The sequence below is a fragment of the Streptomyces sp. NPDC007983 genome (assembly GCF_042958345.1).
GTDB lineage: Bacteria > Actinomycetota > Actinomycetes > Streptomycetales > Streptomycetaceae > Streptomyces.
This window is the reverse complement of sequence record NZ_JBIBJI010000012.1, coordinates 83223-102131: the sequence shown is the minus strand read 5'-3', so window position 1 is coordinate 102131 and position 18909 is coordinate 83223. Positions and strand designations below refer to the sequence as shown.

Below are 18909 nucleotides of genomic sequence, written 5' to 3'. Positions count from 1 at the left end.
GTCGTGACCACCTTCGCCCCCGACTCCCTCGCCCTCAACCGCAAGCTGCCGCTCTGGTACCAGGTCTCGCAGTCGCTGCGCGCCTCCATACTCGGCCGCGGGCCCGATGAGCCGCTGCGGCTGCCGACCGAGGACCGGCTCGCCGAGCACTACGGCGTCAGCGTCCTCACCATGCGGCAGGCGCTGAAGGAGCTGGAGTCGGAGGGCCTGATCAGCCGCCACCGGCGGCGCGGCACCTTCATCGAACCCAGCGCGCGGCGCGGCACACCGGTGCGGCTGCTGGGCTCGGTGGACGCGATCGTGGCCCAGCAGTCCGGCGAGCGGACCACGGTGCTGGAGCACGGCCCGGCGCCGGTCCCGGCGGAACTGGCCGGGTACTTCCCCGGTCTGGAGGAGGCCGCCTCCTACCGCAGGCTGCGCCGGGACGAGCGCGGCGACGAGCCCACGAACTGGGCCGAGAACCTGGTCCGCCCCGAACTCGCCGCCCGCATCGACCTCGCCGACCTGGCGCGCTGGCCGATGACGAAGGTGTTGCGGGACGCGGTGGGGGTACGGATCAGCCGCATCACCGACACCGTGGAAGCGCGCCTGGCCGACCCGGAGACCGCCCGCCTCCTCCAGATCCCGCTGCTCAGCCCGATCCTCCACTACACGGGGGTGACGTACGACGACACGGGCCGCGTGGTCGACGTGGCCCGCATCCACTACCGCGGCGACCGCTTCTCGTTCTCGGTGACGGTCCACGCCGACTGACCGCGGCATGCGGCACGGCGAACCGAGCCCCGAAGACACAGCTACGATGCGTTGGCTGACCGACGTACGTGCCGGGTGAAAGGCGGCAGGGTGACGGCTACCCGAGACGCATCGCTGCTGGCGGATCTCATGCCCTGGTCCGTGCGGCCGCCACGGTTCGGGCGGGGCTGGGTCGTGGGGCCGGACGAGGGGGCGCTGCGGGCCCGCTGGGCGCGGCTGGTGGGCGCCGGGGACGAGGCGGAGCGGGCGGCGCTCTTCCGGCCGAGCCGCGCCCGTACGCCGCACACCTCCGTGAGCCAGCTGCCCGGCCAGGCCACCTCGACCACCCGGCTGGCCCGCGAGGACGGGCCGTGTCCGGAGCCGGTGCGGATCGCGCACGGGCCGTTCGACCAGCTGTGGCTGATACCGGATCACCGGCTGCTCGACGCCGCGCGCCCCGAGCTGTGGCGGGTCGCGGACGACCGGCAGATCCATGTGGTGGAGGCGGGCGGGCCCGACCCCGACCCGGCGCTCACCTTCTCGGCGCTGCTGCCGGACGGCCACTCCCCCGCCGGGCGCCCCGGGCACATCCGCCCGCTGTACCGCCGTCCCGGCGGACGCGAGCCCAATCTCGCGCCGGGACTGCTCGACCACCTCGGTGAGCGGCTCGGGCGGCCGGTCGCCGCCGAGGACTTCCTCGCCTGGGCCGCCGCCGCGCACCGGGGCGCGCCGTGCGCCGTACCGCTGACCGCCGATCCCGAAACCTGGGAGACGGGCGTGGAGCTGGGCCGCCGTGCGCTGTGGCTGCACACGCGCGGGACGCACAGTGGTGAGCGCCCGCGCATGCCGGGCGGCCAGCGCCCGTATGTGCGCGCCGCGCTGCCCGAGCGCGGGATGCCGGACACGATCGGTTACGACCCGGACGAGGCGGCCCTGTATCTGGGCGCGGGGCGCATCTCCCCCGTACCGCGGGCCGCGTGGGAGGCCCACGCGGGCGGGGTGCGGGTGCTGGAGGCGTGGTTCGAGCGGCGTACGGCGGGTGCCGAACCGGGCACGCTGGAGGCGGTCGGCGCACCGGCCGGGTGGCCGCGGGCCTGGACCTCCGAGCTGCTGGAGCTGATCACCGTGCTGGCGCTGCTCGCCGAGCTGCGCCCGGCCCGGGAGGCGCTGGCCGACCGGGTGGCCGGAGGGCCGCTGGTCGGGCCGGAGGAGCTGCGCGCCGCCGGGGTGCTGCCGGTGCCCGCCGCGGCCCGCCGCCCGGCGTCCGTGCTGGATCACCAGGAGGAGGGGCCGGAGGGCCAGTTCGCGCTGCTGTGACCAGCGCTACGACGCGGGGCGCCGCGCATCCCGGGAAGCCGACGGTGTGCCGTACCTCACAGCACGGAGCACCGGCTGGAGCGGGCCGGTGCGTCCGGTGCCTGCCCGGGATGCGGATGCGCTGGGGCGCGCGGGTGTGACGCGCCTGGCAGGGGCGGTCGGGCGCGGTGGGTCAGGCGTGGTTGCCGAACAGCGAACGCCGCAGCCGGCGCAGCGGCGCGAACAGCGACACCCGGGCGCCCCGGTTGTTCTTCGCGCGTGCGTGATCGCGCGCGATCAGCTCCTGCATCAGCACCGTCGCGCCCTCGGCCTCCCGCTCTGGGACGGCCGGGCCGCCCAGCACCGCGAGATGGCGGTCGAGGCGCGCGCTGGACGCTCCGCTCCCGCAATGAATGGCAGGCACTCGAGGCCTGCTGCGTACCGTTATCTGCTCCATTGTCACTCCCCACCCGTACGAGGGCACCCGCCCCGGGCAGAGTAACCCTACCTCCCCGAACCGTCACCCGCGCATCCCAGGTCGCTGATTCACCACCACGTCAAGGGTGTTGACGCCCATACAGTGAAGATCGGCCCCGGTGGGAGCCCCTTTGCGTTTCGTGACAAATTACAGAACGCGCCAAGCCATTCGGCCCTCCGCCCCGAATAGCCGCATGAAGGAACATCCGGCAAGGTGCGAAGGACCGACACGATGACCGCAATCACCAGGAGCTTGGCCGGGCTCGTCTGCTGCTCGCTGGCCGCGGGCGCGCTCACGGCCGCCGGGGTGGCGGCGCTGCAGCCGCAGACGGCCGAAGCCTCCAGCCACCGCGAGGCACCACTGATCTCGGGGCAGCCGCAGTACGACGCGACGGACGTGTACGCGTTCCAAAGCCCCGACAAGCCGGACAAGACCACCCTGATAACGAACTTCCTGCCGTTCCAGGACCCGGCCGGCGGCCCGAACTTCTACAAGTTCGGCACGGACGCCCGATACGACCTGCACATCGACAACGACGGCGACGGCCAGGGCGATCTGCTCTTCCGCTGGACGTTCAAGGACCACCTGAAGAACGGGGACACGTTCCTCTACAACACCGGCCCGGTCGACTCGCTCGACGACCCGGACCTCAACTTCACCCAGAGCTACGACCTCGAGGTCTTCAAGCTGAAGAACCAGCGGGCCGTCGCCCGGGCCAAGCTCGCCGACGACCTGCCGGTCGCCCCGTCGAACGTCGGCAAGGCGTCCATGCCCGACTACAAGAAGCTCCGCGACCAGGCCGTGCAGGAAATCGGCTACAGCGGCGGCTCGACCAGCTTCGCCGGTCAGGCCGACGACCCCTTCTTCGCCGATCTGCGCGTCTTCGACCTGCTCTACGGCGGCGACATGTCCGAGATCGGCAACGACACCCTCAAGGGATACAACGTCCAGTCCCTCGCCCTCGAGGTGCCGACCAAGGCGCTGGTCGAGTCCAAGGACCAGCCGGTGATCGGCGTGTGGTCCACCGTCCACCGCAAGACCGCGCGCGGCGGCTGGGCGCAGGTCTCCCGGCTCGGCAACCCGCTGGTCAACGAGGTCGTCATCCCGCGCAAGGACAAGGACAAGTTCAACGCCTCGGCCCCGTGGGACGACGGGCAGTTCGCGGGGGCCGTCCAGGACCCCGAGCTCCCCAAGCTGATCGAGCAGATCTACAAGATCGAGGCCCCGGACACCCCGCGTAACGACCTCGTGCAGGTCTTCCTGACCGGTGTGCCGAAGCTCAACCAGCCGCCGCACGTCCGCCCCTCGGAGATGCTGCGGCTCAACACCTCCATCGAGCCCGCCAAGGACCCCAAGCGGCTGGGCGTGCTCGACGGCGACAACGCCGGGTTCCCCAACGGGCGGCGGCCGCTCGACGACGTCCTGGACATCTCGCTGCAGGCCGTGGAGGGCGAACTGCTGGGCAAGAAGAACGACCTGGGCGACGCGGTCGACAAGAACGACCAGGAGTTCTACGGCGCCTTCCCGTTCCTCGCGCTGCCCAGCTCCGGTTCGGACGCCAAGGCCGTCTCGAAGAGCGCCGGTTCGTCCCTGCTGGAGGGCGGCTCGGGCATCGGTGGCTCCTCCGAGGACACGATGATGCTCGCCGGGTCCGCGGCGGCCGGCGGTGGCGCCGTACTGCTGCTGGGCCTCGGCCTGCTCTGGATGCGCAAGTCGCGCCGTCCCGCCCGCGCGCGCCGGCACTGACCAGCGCCCGTCGCCACTCGCACCACCCCGCGGGCGCGGTCCCGCCCCCATCGCACGCTCCCAGCCGTGTGGACCGCGCCCCCTCTCCACCGTCCCGGCGAACTCCACCGTCCCGGCGAAAGGCAGCTGTCCACCATGGCTCTCCGGCCACCCCTCCCCCGCACGGTCCGCACGGCGGCCGTCGTCTGCACCCTCGCGGTGGGTCTGACCGCCGCCTCGTCCGTACTCGGCGGGACGCCGGGCGACCGGCCCGCCGGACCGGTGTCGCTGAGCGCCGCCGGGGCGCCGGCAGCGCTCCAGCAGGCCTCGGCGGACGGCCTGGCAGGCCGGATCAGCACCCTGCAGAAGCATCTGCGCGCCCAGCCGAAGGACGCCTCCGGCTGGTCCGGGCTGGGGGCCGCCTACATCGAACAGGCCCGCAGCACCGGCGACCCCACCCGCTATCCGCAGGCGGAGAAGACCTTCGCCCGCTCGCTCGCCGTCCAGCCGCGCGACAACGACGAGGCGCTCGCCGGGCGCGCCTCCCTCGCCGCCGCCCGGCACGACTTCACGAGCGCGCTGCGGGACGCCGACAAGGCGCTGAAGATCAACTCCTACGGTCAGGCGGCGATGGCCGTCCGGATCGACGCCCTGGTGGAGCTGGGCCGCTACAAGGACGCCTACGCCGCCGCCGAGCACGCCGACTCGGTGCGGCCCGGCATCCCCGTCTTCACGCGGCTCGCCTACGTCATGGAGCTGCGCGGCGATCCGAAGGGGGCGCGCGAGGTCCTGGAGCGCGCGCGGGAGTCCGCGACCTCGCCCAGCGACATCGCCTACGTCTCCACCTCGATCGGCCAACTCGCGTGGGGCCAGGGCCGCTACGACACCGCGCGGCGCGCCTTCGGCACCGCCCTGCGGGCCGTACCCGGCTATCTCCCGGCCCTGGAGTACCGCGGCCGCACGGCGGTCGCGGAGGGCCGTGTGAGCGCCGGTATACGCGATCTCGAGGAGGTCGTACGGCGCTCCCCGCTGCCCGCCCAGCTGGCCGCGCTGGGCGAGGCGTACGAGGCGCGTGGCGACGCGGCGAAGGCGAAGCAGCAGTACGCGGTGGTCGACACCTGGATCACCCTGGCCCGCGCGAACGGGGTGGCGACCGACCTCGACAGCGCCCTCGTGGCGGCCGACCACGGCGACGTCAAGGAGGCCCTGAACGCGGCCCGCGCCGAATGGGACCGGCGGCAGACCGTGCACACCGCCGACGCGCTGGCCTGGGCGCTGCACCGCAACGGCAAGGACCGCGAGGCCCTGGACGCCGCCGAGCGGGCCGCCGGACCGGGCTACCGCAATGCGGCGTTCCTCTACCACCGGGGCATGATCGAGAAGTCCCTGGGCGACGAGAAGGCCGCCCGCGGCCACCTCGCCGACGCCCTCGACCTCAACCCGGGGTTCTCGCCGACGGGTGCGCGTGACGCGAAGGCGGCGCTGGAGCGGCTGGGTGGTGTGCGATGACCTTTCCCCACCCCGCCCCTTCCCGAACCGTGGGCAAGCCCCCGGCCCCCCACGACGGCGGCTCCACTCCCACACCCCCGGCGCGGCGGCGCTTGCGGCGGCGGCTGGCGGCGGCCGGCGTGTTGGTGGGGGCCGTGGCGGCGGTGCTGGTGCCCGCCGGGAGCGCCGAGGCGCATCCGCTCGGCAACTTCACCGTCAACCGCTACGACGGCCTGGTCATCGCGCAGGACGCCGTCCGCGTCGACCACGTCGAGGACCTGGCCGAGATCCCGTCCGCGCAGGCGAAGCCACAGATCGACCGGAACGGCGACGACGCGCTCTCCCGGAGCGAGCTGGCCACCTGGGCCGAGACCCGCTGCGCGACCGCCGCGGACAAGGCCCGGCTGACCGTGGACGGCCGCAGGACCGCCGTACGTGTCCGGAGCAGCGCGGCCCGCAGCCGTCCCGGCCAGGCCGGGCTGCCCACGCTGCGGGTGAGCTGCCGGCTGACGGCGAAGCTGGCGCACGCGCGGAAGGCGGCCATCGGCTACCGCCCCCACGACGTCGGCACCGGCCCCGGCTGGCGCGAGCTGACGGCCCGGGGCGACCGGATGACGCTCACCGACTCGACCGCCCCCACCCGCTCGGTCTCCCACCGGCTGACCAGCTACCCCAAGGGCCAGCTCTCCTCGCCGCTGGACCAGCGCACGGCCACCCTCCGGGTGGAGCCGGGCGGCCCGGCGCTCGCCGCGACGACCCCGGCGTCCGACCGGGACGACGCGGTGGGTTCGTCGGTGCTGCCGCGCGGCGCGGACCGCTGGACGCAGGCGCTCACCTCGATGGTGGCACGGCACGACATCACCTTCGGCTTCGCGCTCACCGCCTTCGGCATCGCGGTCATGCTGGGCGCGATGCACGCGCTCGCCCCGGGCCACGGGAAGACGATGATGGCGGCGGCCGCCGCGGCGGGCGGGCGCAGCGCGCTGCGCGATGTGCTGGCGCTGGGCGCTTCGGTGACGGTCACCCACACGATGGGGGTGTTCGCCCTGGGGCTGCTGGTGACGGCGGGTTCGGCGGCCGCGCCCTCGGTGATCTCCTGGCTGGGCATCGCGAGCGGGGCGCTGGTCGCGCTGACGGGCGCGGGGCTGCTGCGCAAGGCGGTGCGCAGGCATCGCCATGTGAAGGCCCACCAGCACCATCACCACCATGACCACGAGCACGAACACGGACACACCCACGGGCACGGGCACACCCACGACCACGGAGACGGCCACACCCACACCCATGAGCTCCGCCCCACCCTCCGCGGCACCCTCCTGATGGGCTTCGCGGGCGGTATGGTCCCCAGCCCCTCCGCCGTCGTCGTGCTCGTCGGCGCGGCCGCGCTCGGCCAGGCGTGGTTCGGGGTCGTACTGGTGGTGGCGTACGGGATCGGGCTGGCGCTGACCCTCACGGCGGCCGGGTTCACGGCGGTACGCGTGGGCCAGGAGGCCGCCGAACGGCTCATGGCCCGCCGGGAGCGGGCGGGCCGGGGCCACAAGCTCCTGGGCGCGCTGCACCGCGCGTCGCCGTTCGGGACGGCCGCCGTCGTCCTCGCGCTCGGCTGCGGATTGGTGCTCAGGGGGGCGGCAACAACACTCGGTTGAGGTACATTCAGCCCGAATTGCTCGGTTGGGGGGAGGGCTTCGGCCATGAGCGAAGAGGGTTTCGGCCGACGGGGTGAGCAGCTGGCCGGGGGGCGTTACCGCCTCCTCGGCGAACTGGGCCGCGGCGGCATGGGCGTGGTGTGGCGGGCGTACGACGAGGCGCTGGGCCGCGAAGTGGCCATCAAGGAGGTGCGGGCCCCGGCCGGGCTCGGCGACCGCGACATCGACCGGCTGTACGCCCGGCTGGAGCGGGAGGGCCGGGCGGCGGCGCGGGTCTCGCACCGCAATGTGGTCACGGTGTACGACGTGGCGATGGAGGGCGGCCGCCCGTGGATCGTCATGGAGCTGGTGCGCGGGCTGTCCTTCGCGGACGTGCTGGAGGCGGAGGGTTCGGTGCCGCCCGCGCGGGCCGCTTCCGTGGGCGCCGAGGTGCTGGCGGCGCTGCGGGCCGCGCACGCGGTGGGCGTTCTGCACCGGGACGTGAAGCCCGGCAACGTCCTGCTGGGGAACGACGGCCGCGTGGTGCTCTCCGACTTCGGGATCGCCCTGGTGGAGGGTGACGCGGCGCTGACGCTGACCGGGGAGCTGATCGGCTCGCCGGAATTCCTCGCCCCGGAGCGGGCGCTCGGGCAGCCGCCGGGCCCGGGGGCGGATCTGTGGTCGCTGGGCGTGATGCTGTACGCGGCGGTGGAGGGCTTCTCGCCGTTCCGGCAGGACACGCCGCTGTCGACGCTGCGGGCCGTGGTGGACGCGTCGTTACCGCCGCCCCGCTGGGCCGGGCCGCTGAGGCCCGTACTGGAGGGGCTGCTGCGGAAGGACCCGCGGCAGCGGACGCCGGCCGCGGAGGCGGAGCGGCAGCTGCGGCTGGTGGCCGCGGGCGGCACGCCCGGCGGCGTACGGCCACCATCGGACACCGGCCGCACGGCACCCACGGCATCCACGGCGCCCACGCGGCCCCTGGTGGCGTCCGCGCCGCCGAGCGGCTATCCGGCCGCTCCCCGCCCCGTCGGCCCCACCGGGCCCGCCGACGATCAGCCCCGGCCGGAGGTTCCCCGGCGGGCGGTGGCCGCGGTCGCGGCGGGGGCACTGCTGGGCGTGCTGGCGCTGGCCGGGCTGACCTGGGCGCTGCTGGACGACGACGGCCAGGACGACAAGAACCGCGGCACCGGCGGCGGTACGACGGCCACGACCGCCACCGGCACGCACCGTACGGACGCCGCCGGTGACACCCCCCGCACCGGGACCACCGCGCCCGCGGTCACCATCACGGTCGTCATCAAGGCCGAGCGCGACTCCTACGAAGGAGCCTGCCCGCCGCCGCCCGACAAGGCGCCCTCGTTCACCGCGACCCTCTCCGTGAACCACGCTCCCGCGACGGTCGAATACCGCTGGATCACCGGCAGCGGCCGGGTGTCGGACGGTGGCTGGAAGTCGGCCCGCTTCGGCAGCGGCCGCACGGCGCACACCGTGCGCCACACCGAGCCGTCGTACCAGGCGGGCGGCCGCCACGAGGACTGGATCGCCGTGGAGACGAAGGGCCCGAAGGGCGTGACGTCCTCGCGCGTCGACTTCGCCACGACGTGCGAGGAGGCCCCGACGGACGGGGCCTCCTCCGATGCGCCGGATCAATCGGATCAAGCAGCGGAGGTGAACACGGGGAGGTAGCCACCGGACTGGCCGGCGGCGGTCGGGTGGTAGGACTCCTCGATGGGGAGGGTGACGCTGTTCAGCCAGGGGCTGCCGGAGCAGATTTCGTGGCCGGTGAAGGTCGTGGTGACGTCACCGAAGGCGAAGCCGTGGTCGGCGGCGCGCTTGGCGGTCTCGGAGTTGAGGAGGTCGGCGGCGTTGTTGATGGCGGTGCGCGAGGCCTCGCTGAGGCCCAGGAGGCAGGAGCCGCTCAGCTTGTAGAAGCGCGGGTAGCCGAGGACGACGACATGGGCGGACGGGGCCTTGGCGCTGATGGCGTCGTACACCTGGTCGAGCTTGCCGGGCAGGGTGTTCTGGGCGTACGTACGGGCGTTGGCCACGGCGGTGAGACAGGCGCTCTCGCCCTGCAGCGCACAGGTGGTCATCACGCTCGCGAACCCGGCGTCGTTGCCGCCGATGCTGATGCTGACCAGCCCGGTGGACGAGTTGAGCGGTCCGAGCTGACCGCTGAGCACATCCCCGGTCTTGGCGCCCGAGCAGGCGGTGAAGGCGAAGCTGGAGGGGGAGTGGGCGGCGGCCCAGAGCGCGGGGTACGCCTTGGTGCTGCGCTTGCAGGCGCCGCTGGCGCTGTCGTAGCTGCCCGCGCCGACCCCGGACGAGTACGAGTCGCCGAGCGCCACATAGGCGGGTCCGGCGCTCTGCCCGGTGGCGTGGGCGGCGCCGGCCCCGGTGAGGACGAGGACGGCGCCGACGACGAACGACCCTAAGGCCGCCGTGAGTCTGGACAGTTTCATTCGAATCTCCCTAGCAGGATCACTCCTGTGCCGATGTGAGGCGCGACCACCCCGAAGCGGGGCACTCGCGTTCGAAACCGTCAATCACGCCACCGTGCATATATCGGCGATGTGACATGGCTATGTCATGCCGCCGAAAAACATGATCTATGCGTGTAGCTGTCCAAAATCTTTCGATCACTCAAAAGGGTGAATCCCACGCGCAGTCTCTGGCGCGCGCCTGGCGCGCACAGCGCGCGCACCTCTTGGTGGGCGCTCAACCACGCGCTCCCACATGGCCACTTCGCGACACATTCTCCGTTTGACGGGCCCACGGTGGCGTGCGCCTGCCGGGGCTGCGGCGGCGAGTCTCCAGGGCCTGGACGCCCCCATTCCGGTGGGCTTCTGCGGAACAGCTCGGTAAACGGCCGTAAACCCCGGTGCGCCGACGCCCCTCGTGCTGGATCATGGGGCCGGGTGCGCCGACCGCCGCACCGGACCGCTCGCTCAGGAGGCAGACCCTGCCCGCTACACCCGCCGAACAGTCCCTTCCGATCCGGCTGAACGTCGATGACAGCGATTCGCCGTCGGATGTCGTCGACGCGCTCTTCCTCGGCCGGTTCGCGACCGGAGAGCAGCCGTATGCCCGCAGCCACTCCGTCGACCGGGTGAAGTCGGGCGCCACGCTGCTGCCGCCCGCCGCGACCGTGCTGCGCGCGGCCCGCGACGACGACCGCAGCGCCACGCTCGCCGAGGGCGACGGCTGGACTCTGCTGGTGTCCCGGTGGAACCGGGGCGCGGACGTGACGGTGACCGCCGTCCAGGACGACCTTGCCGAAACGGTGCTGCGGCAGGCGGTCGACGGCGCCGAGGACGAGCCCGAGCCGCAGCCGGAGAACGTGTCGATGGGCTTCTGGTACGTCTCGCCGCGCCGCGGCCCGCACCGCACCACCCGCCAGATCGCGGCCGGGACCTGGGAGGAGATCCGCGACAACTACACGGCGCCGGTCGCCGAGGCCATGGACGGGCTGATGAAGGTCACCCCGGACGACATCGCGGGCCGCCTCCTTCTGCTGCACGGCCCGCCCGGCACCGGCAAGACCTCCGCGCTGCGCACCCTCGCCCGCTCCTGGCGCGACTGGTGCCAGGTGGACTGCGTCCTGGACCCGGAGCGGCTGTTCACCGACGTCGGCTATCTGATGGACATCGCCATCGGCGAGGACGACGGCTCGGCCAAGGGCCGCTGGCGGCTGCTGCTGCTGGAGGACTGCGACGAGCTGATCCGCGGCGAGGCCAAGCACACCGCGGGCCAGGCGCTGTCCCGGCTGCTCAACCTGACGGACGGTCTGCTGGGACAGGGGCGCAACGTCCTGGTCGGGGTGACCACCAACGAGGACCTGGAGCGGCTGCACCCGGCGGTGGTCCGCCCCGGCCGCTGCCTCGCCCGCATCGAGGTCGGCAAGCTGAACCGTACGGAGGCGGTCAACTGGCTCGGCGCGGAGGAGGGCATCGGCCGGGACGGCGCGACGCTCGCGGAGCTGTTCGCGCTGCGCCGCGGCACCCGCCCCGCCTCGGTCCCCATCCAGCCGGGCGAGACGGACGCGGGGCTGTACCTGTAGACGCCCCTATACGTACAGCTCCCGCAGCCGCACCGACAGGCAGGTCACGCAGCCCTCCATCTTCTCGAACTCGCCGATGTCCACCGGCACCGGCTCATACCCGAGGTCGGCGAAGAGCGCCGCGCTGCGCGGCGCGCTCGCCGCCATCAGCAGCCTGCCGCCGCCCAGCAGCACCACATGCGCGCCCGGCTCCTCGGGCACCGGAAGGAAGCGCGGAAAGACGGCCGGGTCGTCGACCAGCGGCGGATACCCGATCACGGTCCCGTCCGGCAACGCCGTGACCGCCGACTTCAGATGCAGCACCTTGCTGACCGGTACGGCCACCACCCGCGCCCCCAGCGGCTCGAACGCGGCACGCACCTGCCGCACCCCCTCGCCGTTCGTGCGGCCGCCGCGCCCGACGTACACCGTGTCGCCGATCTTCAGCACATCGCCGCCCTCCAGCGTCCCCGGCTCCCGCACCCGGTTGACCGAGCAGCCGAGCGCGGTCACGGCCGCCTCGGCGGCCGCGGTCTCGGGACGGCGGGACTCGGCGCCGGGGCGCGAGATCAGCGCGACGTTCCGGTAGAGGACCATCGTGTCCTCGACGAAGACACCGTCCGGGCACGCGTCGACCGGATCCGCCTCCACCGCCTCCCAGCCGTGCGTCCGCAGGGCGGTCACGTACGCCTCCCACTGCCGCAGCGCGAGCGCGGCGTCGACCGGCTTGCGGTCGATGTGCGTGACGAGCCCGTCGGCGAGACGCGGGCTCGGGCGGCGGACCAGGGCTATGCGGCTGGTGGTCATGGCTTCCCCTCTTTTCGGGTCACTCACCGTACGCCGCCCGCAGCGCCTCCTCGACGGCGGCGAGCGCCGCCGCGCGGTCCAGGCCGAGCCGCCGGGCCCGCTGGGCGTACGTCTGCGCCGCCTCGGCCGCCTGGCGCCCGGCCGCGTCACCGGCCGCCGCGACGAACGTGCCGTGGCGGCCACGGGTCTCGATCACCCCGTCCGACTCCAGCGCGCGGTACGCCTTGGCGACGGTGTTCGCCGCCAGCCCCAGCTCCTCGGCGAAGCCGCGTACGGTCGGCAGCTTGTAGCCCACGGGCAGCCGCCCGGACCTGGCCTGCTCGGCGATCTGCGCGCGGATCTGCTCGAAGGGGGCGGTCGCCGCGTCGGGGTCGACGGTGATCTGCAAGGCCACGTGGGGCTCCTGGGGTGCGTACAGGCTTTGTCGCACCCATTGTGTGCCGCCCCGGGCCGGTCCGGAAATTCGGAGGCGGGCCGGGTGGGCAGGCCGTAGTCTGCGCGCCCATGACCGTGATCGTGCGCGATTTCCGGGCCGCCGACGCGGCCGCCGTCGCGGAGGCGCGACGCTCCGCCTTCCCCTACCTCGTGACGACGCCCCGGACCGTGGCGTGGGAGGTGGCGAGCGCGCCGGAGGCCCGCCGCTACCGGCTGCTGGTCGCCGAGGCGGACGGCCGGGTGGTGGGCTCCTGCGAACTGGGCCTCTTCCCGGACGCGCACGGCGAGGGGCCGGATGTGGCCTGCGCCAACACCTCGGTGCGCGCCGACGCGCGGGGCCGGGGCGCCGGTTCGGCGCTGGTGACCGCGGCGGAGGAGTACGCGGCGGGGCTGGGCGCCGCCAAGGTGTTCGCGTGGACCCTGGACGAGCCCGCCTCCCTCGCCTTCGCCGAGCGCCGCGGCTACCGGCGCAGCCGGTCGTCCCGCATCCAGCGGCTGGACCTCGCGAGGGCGGTCCTGCCGCCGCCGGCCGCGGACGCCCTGCCGGACGGCGTGGAGCTGCGGACCGCGGCGGACCTCGCCGACGATCCGCGTCCGCTGTACGAGACGGACGTGGCGGTGATGGCGGACGAGCCCGCCGATGTGCTGGAGGGCCGGATGCCGTACGCCGAGTGGCTGGCCCGGACCTGGGACCATCCCGCGCTGGACCACGAACTGACCTCGCTGGCCGTCGTGGACGGCAGGGTCGCGGCGTTCAGCCTCGCCCATACGGACGGCCGCGGCCGCTACTGGTCGGGCATGACCGGCACGCTGCGCGCCTACCGCGGCCGGGGCCTGGCGAGGCTGGCCAAGACCCATTCGCTGCGCCGGGCGCGTGCGGCGGGGTGCGCCGAGGCGTTCACAGGCAACGACAGCGAGAACGGCCCGATGCTGGCGATCAACGCCCGGCTCGGCTACGCCGGGGCCTGTGTGGAGCGGCGTTACGTACGCGAGCTGCGTCCCTGACCGCTTGCCTCCGGGCGCACCGTGGCGTTGGCCCGCCGGGCGCGCGCCCTGGTGCTGGGCCGCCGGGCCGTCATCGGGCTGCCGCTGAACGGGCCCGGCCGAGCCCCGTCGGCGGCCCGGCATCCGCCGCCTCCCTGGACGCACCAGCCGTCAGCCCGACGCCTCCAGCACCACCAGCCGGTCCGGGCCGTCCGGGGCGAACGCGATGGCGTCCCCCGGTTCGTGCCAGTGCACGGCGAACCGCTCCCCCGCCCGGTACGCCTCCACGCCCGCCCTGCAGTACGCCACCATGTCCTCCGGCAGGGCGTCCAGCGCGAACCACCCGATCTCCGAGCACTTGTCGGGCTCCCGGTTCACCGGCTGCTGCGCGCCGTCCGCCGGCTCCGCCTCGAAGAACCAGCCCGTACGGGCCGTGCCCGTGGGCGACTTGTGCTGCATGACGAGAGCCACCCGCACCTCGTCCGGGGTGAGCCGGACGCCGATCTCCTCGGCCGCCTCGCGGATCACCGCGGTCCGTACGTCCTCGCCGTCCTCGACGTGGCCGGACGGCGCGTGCAGCAGCCCGTCCGCGTATCCCGTGCCCGCGCGGCGCGTGAGCAGGATCTCGCCGCCGCGCCGCAGCAGCAGATGGACGTCGACGATCTCGGCGTGCCGCCGGGGCGGGGCGGGGTGCGCGCGCAGCACATAGCGCTCGTCGCGCACCGGCTTCCCCCACAGCGCCGCGTCCGCCGCCAGCTGTTCGACATGCGTACGGGACGCCAGCGGCTCGACCATGCGCAGCAGGTCACCGGCCGTCAGCCCGACCGGATCCGACTCGCCCCACCGCCCCTCGACCAGCACCAGCGCCCCGCCCGGCCGCAGCAGCCGGGCCCACCGCCGCAGCACCGCCTCCTGATCCGGCAGCAGCCACAGCAGATGGCGCGCCAGGACGATGTCGAAGCCGCCCTCCCCGACCGGCGGCGCCGCCGCGTCCCCGACGAGCACGGTGGCGTCGGTCCCGGCGAGCTTGGCGCGAGCGCGCTCGGCCATCCGGGGCGACCGGTCGACGCCCGTCACCCGGTGGCCCTGCTCGGCCGCGAGGCGGGCCAGGCTGCCCGTGCCGCAGCCGAGGTCGAGCACATCGCAGGGGTGCTCGGGCAGCCAGTCGCGCAATCGCCCGGCCCACGCCTCCCGCACGGCCGGATCGCGCAGCCCGTGATCGGGCTCGTCGTCGAATCCGGCCGCGGCGGCGTCCCAGTAGTCGGCGGTGTAGTCGGCGGTGTAGTCGGCGGTCCCCTGACCGGCGGTCGATCCCTCGGCGCACATACGGCGAATCGTCGCATCCCCCACTGACAACGCCCGCCGGCGACCGCTGGATCGACGCGCACGCTGACAGCGCCCGGCGCGCGGGGGACCATGGGGGCATGTCATCGCCGCCGCACGCCGCCCTCGCCTCGTCGTTCAACGCCGTCGCCGCGCAGTACGCGGCGGCCCGCCCCGGGTATCCGGCCGCGCTGTTCGAGGCGGTGGAGGAGGTCACGGGCCGGGCGCTGGCCGGGGCGGAGGTGCTGGACGTGGGGGCGGGCACGGGCATCGCGACCCGGCTGCTGGCCGCGCGCGGCGCGCGCGTCACCGCCGTCGAGCCGGGCGAGGGCATGGCGGCGCAGCTGCGCGCCGCCGCGCCGGACGTCCGGCTCGTACGGGGCGACGGCGACGCGCTGCCCTTCCGCGACGGGGCCGCCGACCTGATCACGTACGCCCAGTCCTGGCACTGGACCGATCCGCGGCGCTCCGTCCCCGAGGCGCTGCGGGTGCTGCGCCCCGGCGCGGCGCTCGCGATGTGGTGGAACCAGCCGGACCTCGACGTCCCCTGGGTGGCGCGGCAGGAGGAGCGGCTCGCCGCCCGCTGCCCGGCCTACCGGCCGCCGGGTTTCCCGGGCACCGTGGCCGGGCGGCTCGCGCCGTTCGGGGTGCGGACGGCGGGTCGTCGCGTCCGCTGGTCGCGGAGCATCGGCGTCGAGGACCGGCTGCGTTCCCTCAACAGCCACTCCTATCTGGCGGTGATGGACGCCGGGGAGGCCGAGGCGGTGCTGAACGCGGAGCGGGCGGATCTGCTCGCGCTGTTCCCGGACGGGGTGCTCACCGAGCCGTACGTCGTGGATCTCGTCGTGGGGTGGGGCGCCGCGGCGGGCTGAATCAGCCGGATACGTCGGCGGCGGTTGTCTTGACGGCAGAAATGTTAGCGGTAACACTCCCTTCGTGGACACTGCGGACAAGCACGTAGGCCAGGCCCCATCGCCTCCCGGACCACCGCTGTTCAGCCGGGCCGCGGTGGTCGCGTCGTGCGCCGGCTTCATCCTCATCGGCGCGCTGCAGGCCCTCTACGGCCCGGCGATCCCCGCCTTCCGCGACGACTACGGGCTGTCGCCGTCGGCTGCCGGGCTGGCCCTGAGCGCGCACTTCGTCGGCGGTGTCGCGGGTGTCCTCGGCTTCGACCGGCTCTTCGGCCGGGTCGGCAACCGCACGATGCTCGGCTGCTCGTATCTGCTGATGGCGGGCGGCGCGGCCGGGTTCGCGCTGGCCCCCAATTGGCCGCTCGCGTTGGCTCTGGCGCTGGTCGCGGGGCTCGGCTTCGGCGGTATCGACTACGGGCTCAACCAGCTGTTCGCGATCGGCTTCGGGCGGCGCAGCGCCGCCATGCTCAACGTCCTCAACGCCCATTTCGGCATCGGCGCGATCCTCGGCCCCGCCCTCATCGGCCTGGTCGGGGCGGAGCACTACACCGTGGTGTTCCTGGGTTTCGCCGCGCTGACGCTGCCGCTGGTGCTGTGTCTGGCCGGGGTACGGGACGAGGCACCGGCGCGCGGCGGCGCCGGGGCGGACACCGCCGGCAAGACCGCCCGTAACCGCGGCCTCGTCACCGTCCTGGGCGCGTTCGTGCTGCTCTACGTCCTCCATGTCGGCGTCGAGGCCGGGGTCGGGGGCTGGGAGCCCACGCATCTGGAGACCGTCGGGTACGGCGCGACCGCCGCCGCCTCCGCGACCTCCGTGTACTGGCTGATGATGACCGTCGGCCGCTTCCTGGCCGTTCCGCTCGCGCTGCGCCAACCCGCCCCGGTGATCATCGCGGTCAGCTGTGCGGGCATGACCGTCTGTCTGCTGCTCGCCGCGATCCCGGCGCTGGCCCCGTACGCGTACGCGGGCGTCGGCCTGTTCATCGCGCCGGTCTTCCCCACCGGTCTGCCCTGGCTGGGCCAGGCGGCGCCGCGCGCCCGCCGGGCGGGGGCGCTGGTGATCGCCGCCTCGATGGTCGGCGGGGTGGCCGCGGGGCCCGTGCTCGGCAAGGCGATCGAGCTGTCGGGCATCCGTGCCGTACCGCTCGTCCTGGGCGGCGTATCGGCCGTCTGCCTGATCACCACCGGCTGGCTGATCCGCGCCACGTCCTCGTCCGTATCCCCTGCGAACACCACCCCCGCCGCACCCGCTCCCGCCCGTGCGGCCGAAAGGACTTCCGGCACATGCCCGCCCTGACGCTCGCCCATGACGGCTTCCTGCTCCACGGCAAGCCCTTCCGGATCCTCTCCGGCGGCTTCCACTACTTCCGCACCCACCCCGACCAGTGGGCCGACCGGCTGCGCAAGGCCCGGCTGCTGGGGCTCAACACGGTCGAGACGTACGTCCCCTGGAATCTGCACCAGCCCGCCCCGGACGGCCCGCTCGACCTCGACGGCCTGCTCGACCTCCCCCGCTTCCTGGAACTCGCCCAAGCCGAGGGACTGTACGTGCTGCTGCGCCCCGGCCCGTACATCTGCGCCGAGTGGGAGGGCGGCGGGCTGCCCTTCTGGCTGACGGCGGACCCGAACGTCCGGCAGCGCAGCAGCGATCCGCGGTTCACCGGCGCCGTGGACGCGTACCTCGATCTGCTGCTGCCGCCGCTCGCCCCGTACATGGCGGCGTCCGGCGGCCCGGTCATCGCGGTCCAGGTGGAGAACGAGTACGGCGCGTACGGCGAGGACCGCGCCTATCTCGCGCATCTGGCCGACGCCCTGCGCAAGCGCGGCGTCGAGGAGCTGCTGTTCACCTGCGACCAGGCCGACAAGGCCATGCTGGCGGCCGGAAGCCTGCCCGGGGTGCTCTCCACCGGCACCTTCGGCAGCCGGGTCGGCGACGCGCTGGAGACGCTGCGCGCCCACCAGGAGAGCGGGCCGCTGATGTGCTCGGAGTTCTGGATCGGCTGGTTCGACCACTGGGGCGAGCCGCACCATGTGCGGGCGGCGGACGACGCGGCCGCCGATCTGGACGCGCTGCTGTCGGCGGGGGCGTCGGTGAACATCTACATGTTCCACGGCGGCACCAACTTCGCCTTCACCAGCGGCGCGAACCACGATCACGCCTACGCTCCCGCCGTCACCTCCTACGACTACGACGCGGTGCTGACCGAATGCGGCGACCCGGGCCCCAAGTACGCGGCGTTCCGTGAGGTCATCGCCCGCCACGCGGCCGTACCGGACGAACCGCTTCCGGAGCCGTCGCCCAAGCTGCCGCCCACCGGGGTCCGGCTGACCGCCTCGGCGAACGCCCTGGTCTGCGCCGAGTTCCTGTCCCCGGCGGAGCACTTCGCCGACCCGCCCACCATGGAGGCGCTGGGCCAGGGTTACGGCTTCGTCCTCTACGGCACCGAGCTGCCCGCCATCGGCGACCACGTGCTGCACTTCACGGGCGGGGTCGGCGACCGGGCGCAGGTGTTCGTGAACGGCGCCCCGGCCGGTGTCGTCGAGCGCGAGCGCAACGAGAACAGCCTGCACATACGCAGCCCCGAATACGGCGCCCGGCTGGACGTCCTGGTCGAGAACATGGGCCGCGCCAACTACGGCACCCACATCGGCGACCCCAAGGGCATCACCGGCCCGGTCACCCTCGACGGCGAGCCGCTGGAGAACTGGACCTGCCACCGCCTCCCCCTGGACGAGCTTCCCGCGCTGCCCTTCCGCACCACGGACACCCCGGTCGCGGGCCCGGGCTTCCACCGCGGCACCTTCACGGTGGAGAACCCCGCCGACGCGTATCTCGCCCTGCCGGGCTGGACCAAGGGGGTGGCCTGGGTCAACGGATTCAGCCTGGGCCGCTACTGGTCGCGCGGCCCGCAGCGGCGGCTGTACGTGCCGTGGCCGGTCCTGAAGGCGGGCGAGAACGAGCTGACCCTGCTGGAGCTACAGTCGGCGACGACCCGGGTGGCCCACCTCGTCGACGCACCGGACCTGGGCTGGACCGCGAAGGACTGACCCCGCAGCCCTGGGTGC

At 73.8% G+C, this 18909-nt stretch carries 16 protein-coding genes; 11 read left to right on the top strand and 5 right to left on the bottom strand.

Features of this window, described 5'->3' with window-relative positions; all coding sequences use genetic code 11:
• Positions 1–3: 3 nt before the first annotated feature.
• Entirely contained in the window at positions 4–753 is a 750-nt protein-coding gene (locus ACFZCY_RS30735; RefSeq protein WP_391180424.1) for a UTRA domain-containing protein, read from the top strand.
• Positions 754–882: 129 nt separating this feature from the next.
• Positions 883–2049, top strand: coding sequence for a type ISP restriction/modification enzyme (locus ACFZCY_RS30730; RefSeq protein WP_391180772.1), 1167 nt, complete (start codon positions 883–885; stop codon positions 2047–2049).
• Between the two features lie 172 nt (positions 2050–2221).
• Here the strand turns inward: ACFZCY_RS30730 and ACFZCY_RS30725 are convergent, their stop codons facing one another.
• Positions 2222–2485, bottom strand: a complete 264-nt coding sequence (locus ACFZCY_RS30725) for a hypothetical protein (protein ID WP_361490135.1) — start codon at positions 2483–2485, stop codon at positions 2222–2224.
• A 252-nt stretch (positions 2486–2737) separates the two neighbouring features.
• Between ACFZCY_RS30725 and ACFZCY_RS30720 the strand changes: the two genes are divergently transcribed.
• The 4 genes from ACFZCY_RS30720 to ACFZCY_RS30705 all read left to right on the top strand — a co-directional run bounded on the left by ACFZCY_RS30720 (position 2738) and on the right by ACFZCY_RS30705 (position 9030).
• The gene (locus ACFZCY_RS30720) at positions 2738–4252 is read left to right on the top strand and encodes a DUF4331 family protein (protein ID WP_391180421.1); all 1515 of its coding nucleotides are present in this window, start codon (positions 2738–2740) and stop codon (positions 4250–4252) included.
• Positions 4253–4387: 135 nt separating this feature from the next.
• Positions 4388–5740 (top strand): tetratricopeptide repeat protein, encoded by a 1353-nt coding sequence (locus ACFZCY_RS30715; RefSeq protein ID WP_391180419.1) that lies wholly within the window; start codon positions 4388–4390, stop codon positions 5738–5740.
• Positions 5737–7365: a nickel transporter gene (locus ACFZCY_RS30710; RefSeq protein ID WP_391180416.1), complete on the top strand. Its 1629-nt coding sequence runs from the start codon at positions 5737–5739 to the stop codon at positions 7363–7365. The genes ACFZCY_RS30715 and ACFZCY_RS30710 overlap by 4 nt, the downstream gene beginning before the upstream one ends.
• Before the next feature lie 45 nt (positions 7366–7410).
• Positions 7411–9030, top strand: a complete 1620-nt coding sequence (locus tag ACFZCY_RS30705; protein WP_391180413.1) for a protein kinase — start codon at positions 7411–7413, stop codon at positions 9028–9030.
• On the opposite strand, the gene ACFZCY_RS30700 is transcribed toward ACFZCY_RS30705, so the two are convergent.
• Positions 9000–9806: a GDSL-type esterase/lipase family protein gene (locus tag ACFZCY_RS30700; RefSeq protein WP_391180409.1), complete on the bottom strand. Its 807-nt coding sequence runs from the start codon at positions 9804–9806 to the stop codon at positions 9000–9002. The genes ACFZCY_RS30705 and ACFZCY_RS30700 overlap by 31 nt on opposite strands.
• Positions 9807–10252: 446 nt before the next feature.
• Between ACFZCY_RS30700 and ACFZCY_RS30695 the strand changes: the two genes are divergently transcribed.
• Positions 10253–11404: a DUF5925 domain-containing protein gene (locus ACFZCY_RS30695; protein WP_391180406.1), complete on the top strand. Its 1152-nt coding sequence runs from the start codon at positions 10253–10255 to the stop codon at positions 11402–11404.
• 6 nt (positions 11405–11410) lie between these two features.
• Here the strand turns inward: ACFZCY_RS30695 and ddaH are convergent, their stop codons facing one another.
• Both ddaH and ACFZCY_RS30685 read right to left on the bottom strand, forming a co-directional pair.
• Positions 11411–12190, bottom strand: a complete 780-nt coding sequence (gene ddaH, locus ACFZCY_RS30690) for a dimethylargininase (protein ID WP_391180404.1) — start codon at positions 12188–12190, stop codon at positions 11411–11413.
• Positions 12191–12209: 19 nt separating this feature from the next.
• Positions 12210–12584: a GntR family transcriptional regulator gene (locus ACFZCY_RS30685; RefSeq protein ID WP_391180401.1), complete on the bottom strand. Its 375-nt coding sequence runs from the start codon at positions 12582–12584 to the stop codon at positions 12210–12212.
• Between the two features lie 110 nt (positions 12585–12694).
• Here ACFZCY_RS30685 and ACFZCY_RS30680 point away from each other — a divergent pair, with 110 nt between their 5' ends.
• The gene (locus ACFZCY_RS30680) at positions 12695–13630 is read left to right on the top strand and encodes a GNAT family N-acetyltransferase (RefSeq protein ID WP_391180398.1); all 936 of its coding nucleotides are present in this window, start codon (positions 12695–12697) and stop codon (positions 13628–13630) included.
• Positions 13631–13780: 150 nt separating this feature from the next.
• On the opposite strand, the gene ACFZCY_RS30675 is transcribed toward ACFZCY_RS30680, so the two are convergent.
• Positions 13781–14935 (bottom strand): methyltransferase domain-containing protein, encoded by a 1155-nt coding sequence (locus ACFZCY_RS30675; protein WP_391180394.1) that lies wholly within the window; start codon positions 14933–14935, stop codon positions 13781–13783.
• Positions 14936–15033: 98 nt separating this feature from the next.
• On the opposite strand from ACFZCY_RS30675, the gene ACFZCY_RS30670 reads away from it, so the two are divergent.
• The 3 genes from ACFZCY_RS30670 (at position 15034) to ACFZCY_RS30660 (ending at position 18891) form a co-directional block, all read left to right on the top strand.
• Complete coding sequence (locus tag ACFZCY_RS30670) at positions 15034–15804, top strand: methyltransferase domain-containing protein (protein ID WP_391180391.1); 771 nt, start codon at positions 15034–15036, stop codon at positions 15802–15804.
• Positions 15805–15868: 64 nt separating this feature from the next.
• Positions 15869–17140 (top strand): MFS transporter, encoded by a 1272-nt coding sequence (locus ACFZCY_RS30665; RefSeq protein WP_391180389.1) that lies wholly within the window; start codon positions 15869–15871, stop codon positions 17138–17140.
• Positions 17128–18891, top strand: a complete 1764-nt coding sequence (locus ACFZCY_RS30660) for a beta-galactosidase (protein WP_391180386.1) — start codon at positions 17128–17130, stop codon at positions 18889–18891. The genes ACFZCY_RS30665 and ACFZCY_RS30660 overlap by 13 nt, the downstream gene beginning before the upstream one ends.
• Positions 18892–18909 lie beyond the last annotated feature (18 nt).

Excerpts from the sequence above, each read along its gene's own strand:
- ACFZCY_RS30730 (WP_391180772.1), top strand. The coding sequence starts at position 883 with ATGCCCTGGTCCGTGCGGCCGCCACGGTTCGGGCGGGGCTGGGTCGTG.
- ACFZCY_RS30725 (WP_361490135.1), bottom strand. The coding sequence starts at position 2,485 with ATGGAGCAGATAACGGTACGCAGCAGGCCTCGAGTGCCTGCCATTCAT.
- ACFZCY_RS30720 (WP_391180421.1), top strand. The coding sequence starts at position 2,738 with ATGACCGCAATCACCAGGAGCTTGGCCGGGCTCGTCTGCTGCTCGCTG.
- ACFZCY_RS30715 (WP_391180419.1), top strand. The coding sequence starts at position 4,388 with ATGGCTCTCCGGCCACCCCTCCCCCGCACGGTCCGCACGGCGGCCGTC.
- ACFZCY_RS30710 (WP_391180416.1), top strand. The coding sequence starts at position 5,737 with ATGACCTTTCCCCACCCCGCCCCTTCCCGAACCGTGGGCAAGCCCCCG.
- ACFZCY_RS30705 (WP_391180413.1), top strand. The coding sequence starts at position 7,411 with ATGAGCGAAGAGGGTTTCGGCCGACGGGGTGAGCAGCTGGCCGGGGGG.
- ACFZCY_RS30700 (WP_391180409.1), bottom strand. The coding sequence starts at position 9,806 with ATGAAACTGTCCAGACTCACGGCGGCCTTAGGGTCGTTCGTCGTCGGC.
- ACFZCY_RS30695 (WP_391180406.1), top strand. The coding sequence starts at position 10,253 with ATGGGGCCGGGTGCGCCGACCGCCGCACCGGACCGCTCGCTCAGGAGG.
- ddaH (WP_391180404.1), bottom strand. The coding sequence starts at position 12,190 with ATGACCACCAGCCGCATAGCCCTGGTCCGCCGCCCGAGCCCGCGTCTC.
- ACFZCY_RS30680 (WP_391180398.1), top strand. The coding sequence starts at position 12,695 with ATGACCGTGATCGTGCGCGATTTCCGGGCCGCCGACGCGGCCGCCGTC.
- ACFZCY_RS30675 (WP_391180394.1), bottom strand. The coding sequence starts at position 14,935 with ATGTGCGCCGAGGGATCGACCGCCGGTCAGGGGACCGCCGACTACACC.
- ACFZCY_RS30670 (WP_391180391.1), top strand. The coding sequence starts at position 15,034 with ATGTCATCGCCGCCGCACGCCGCCCTCGCCTCGTCGTTCAACGCCGTC.
- ACFZCY_RS30660 (WP_391180386.1), top strand. The coding sequence starts at position 17,128 with ATGCCCGCCCTGACGCTCGCCCATGACGGCTTCCTGCTCCACGGCAAG.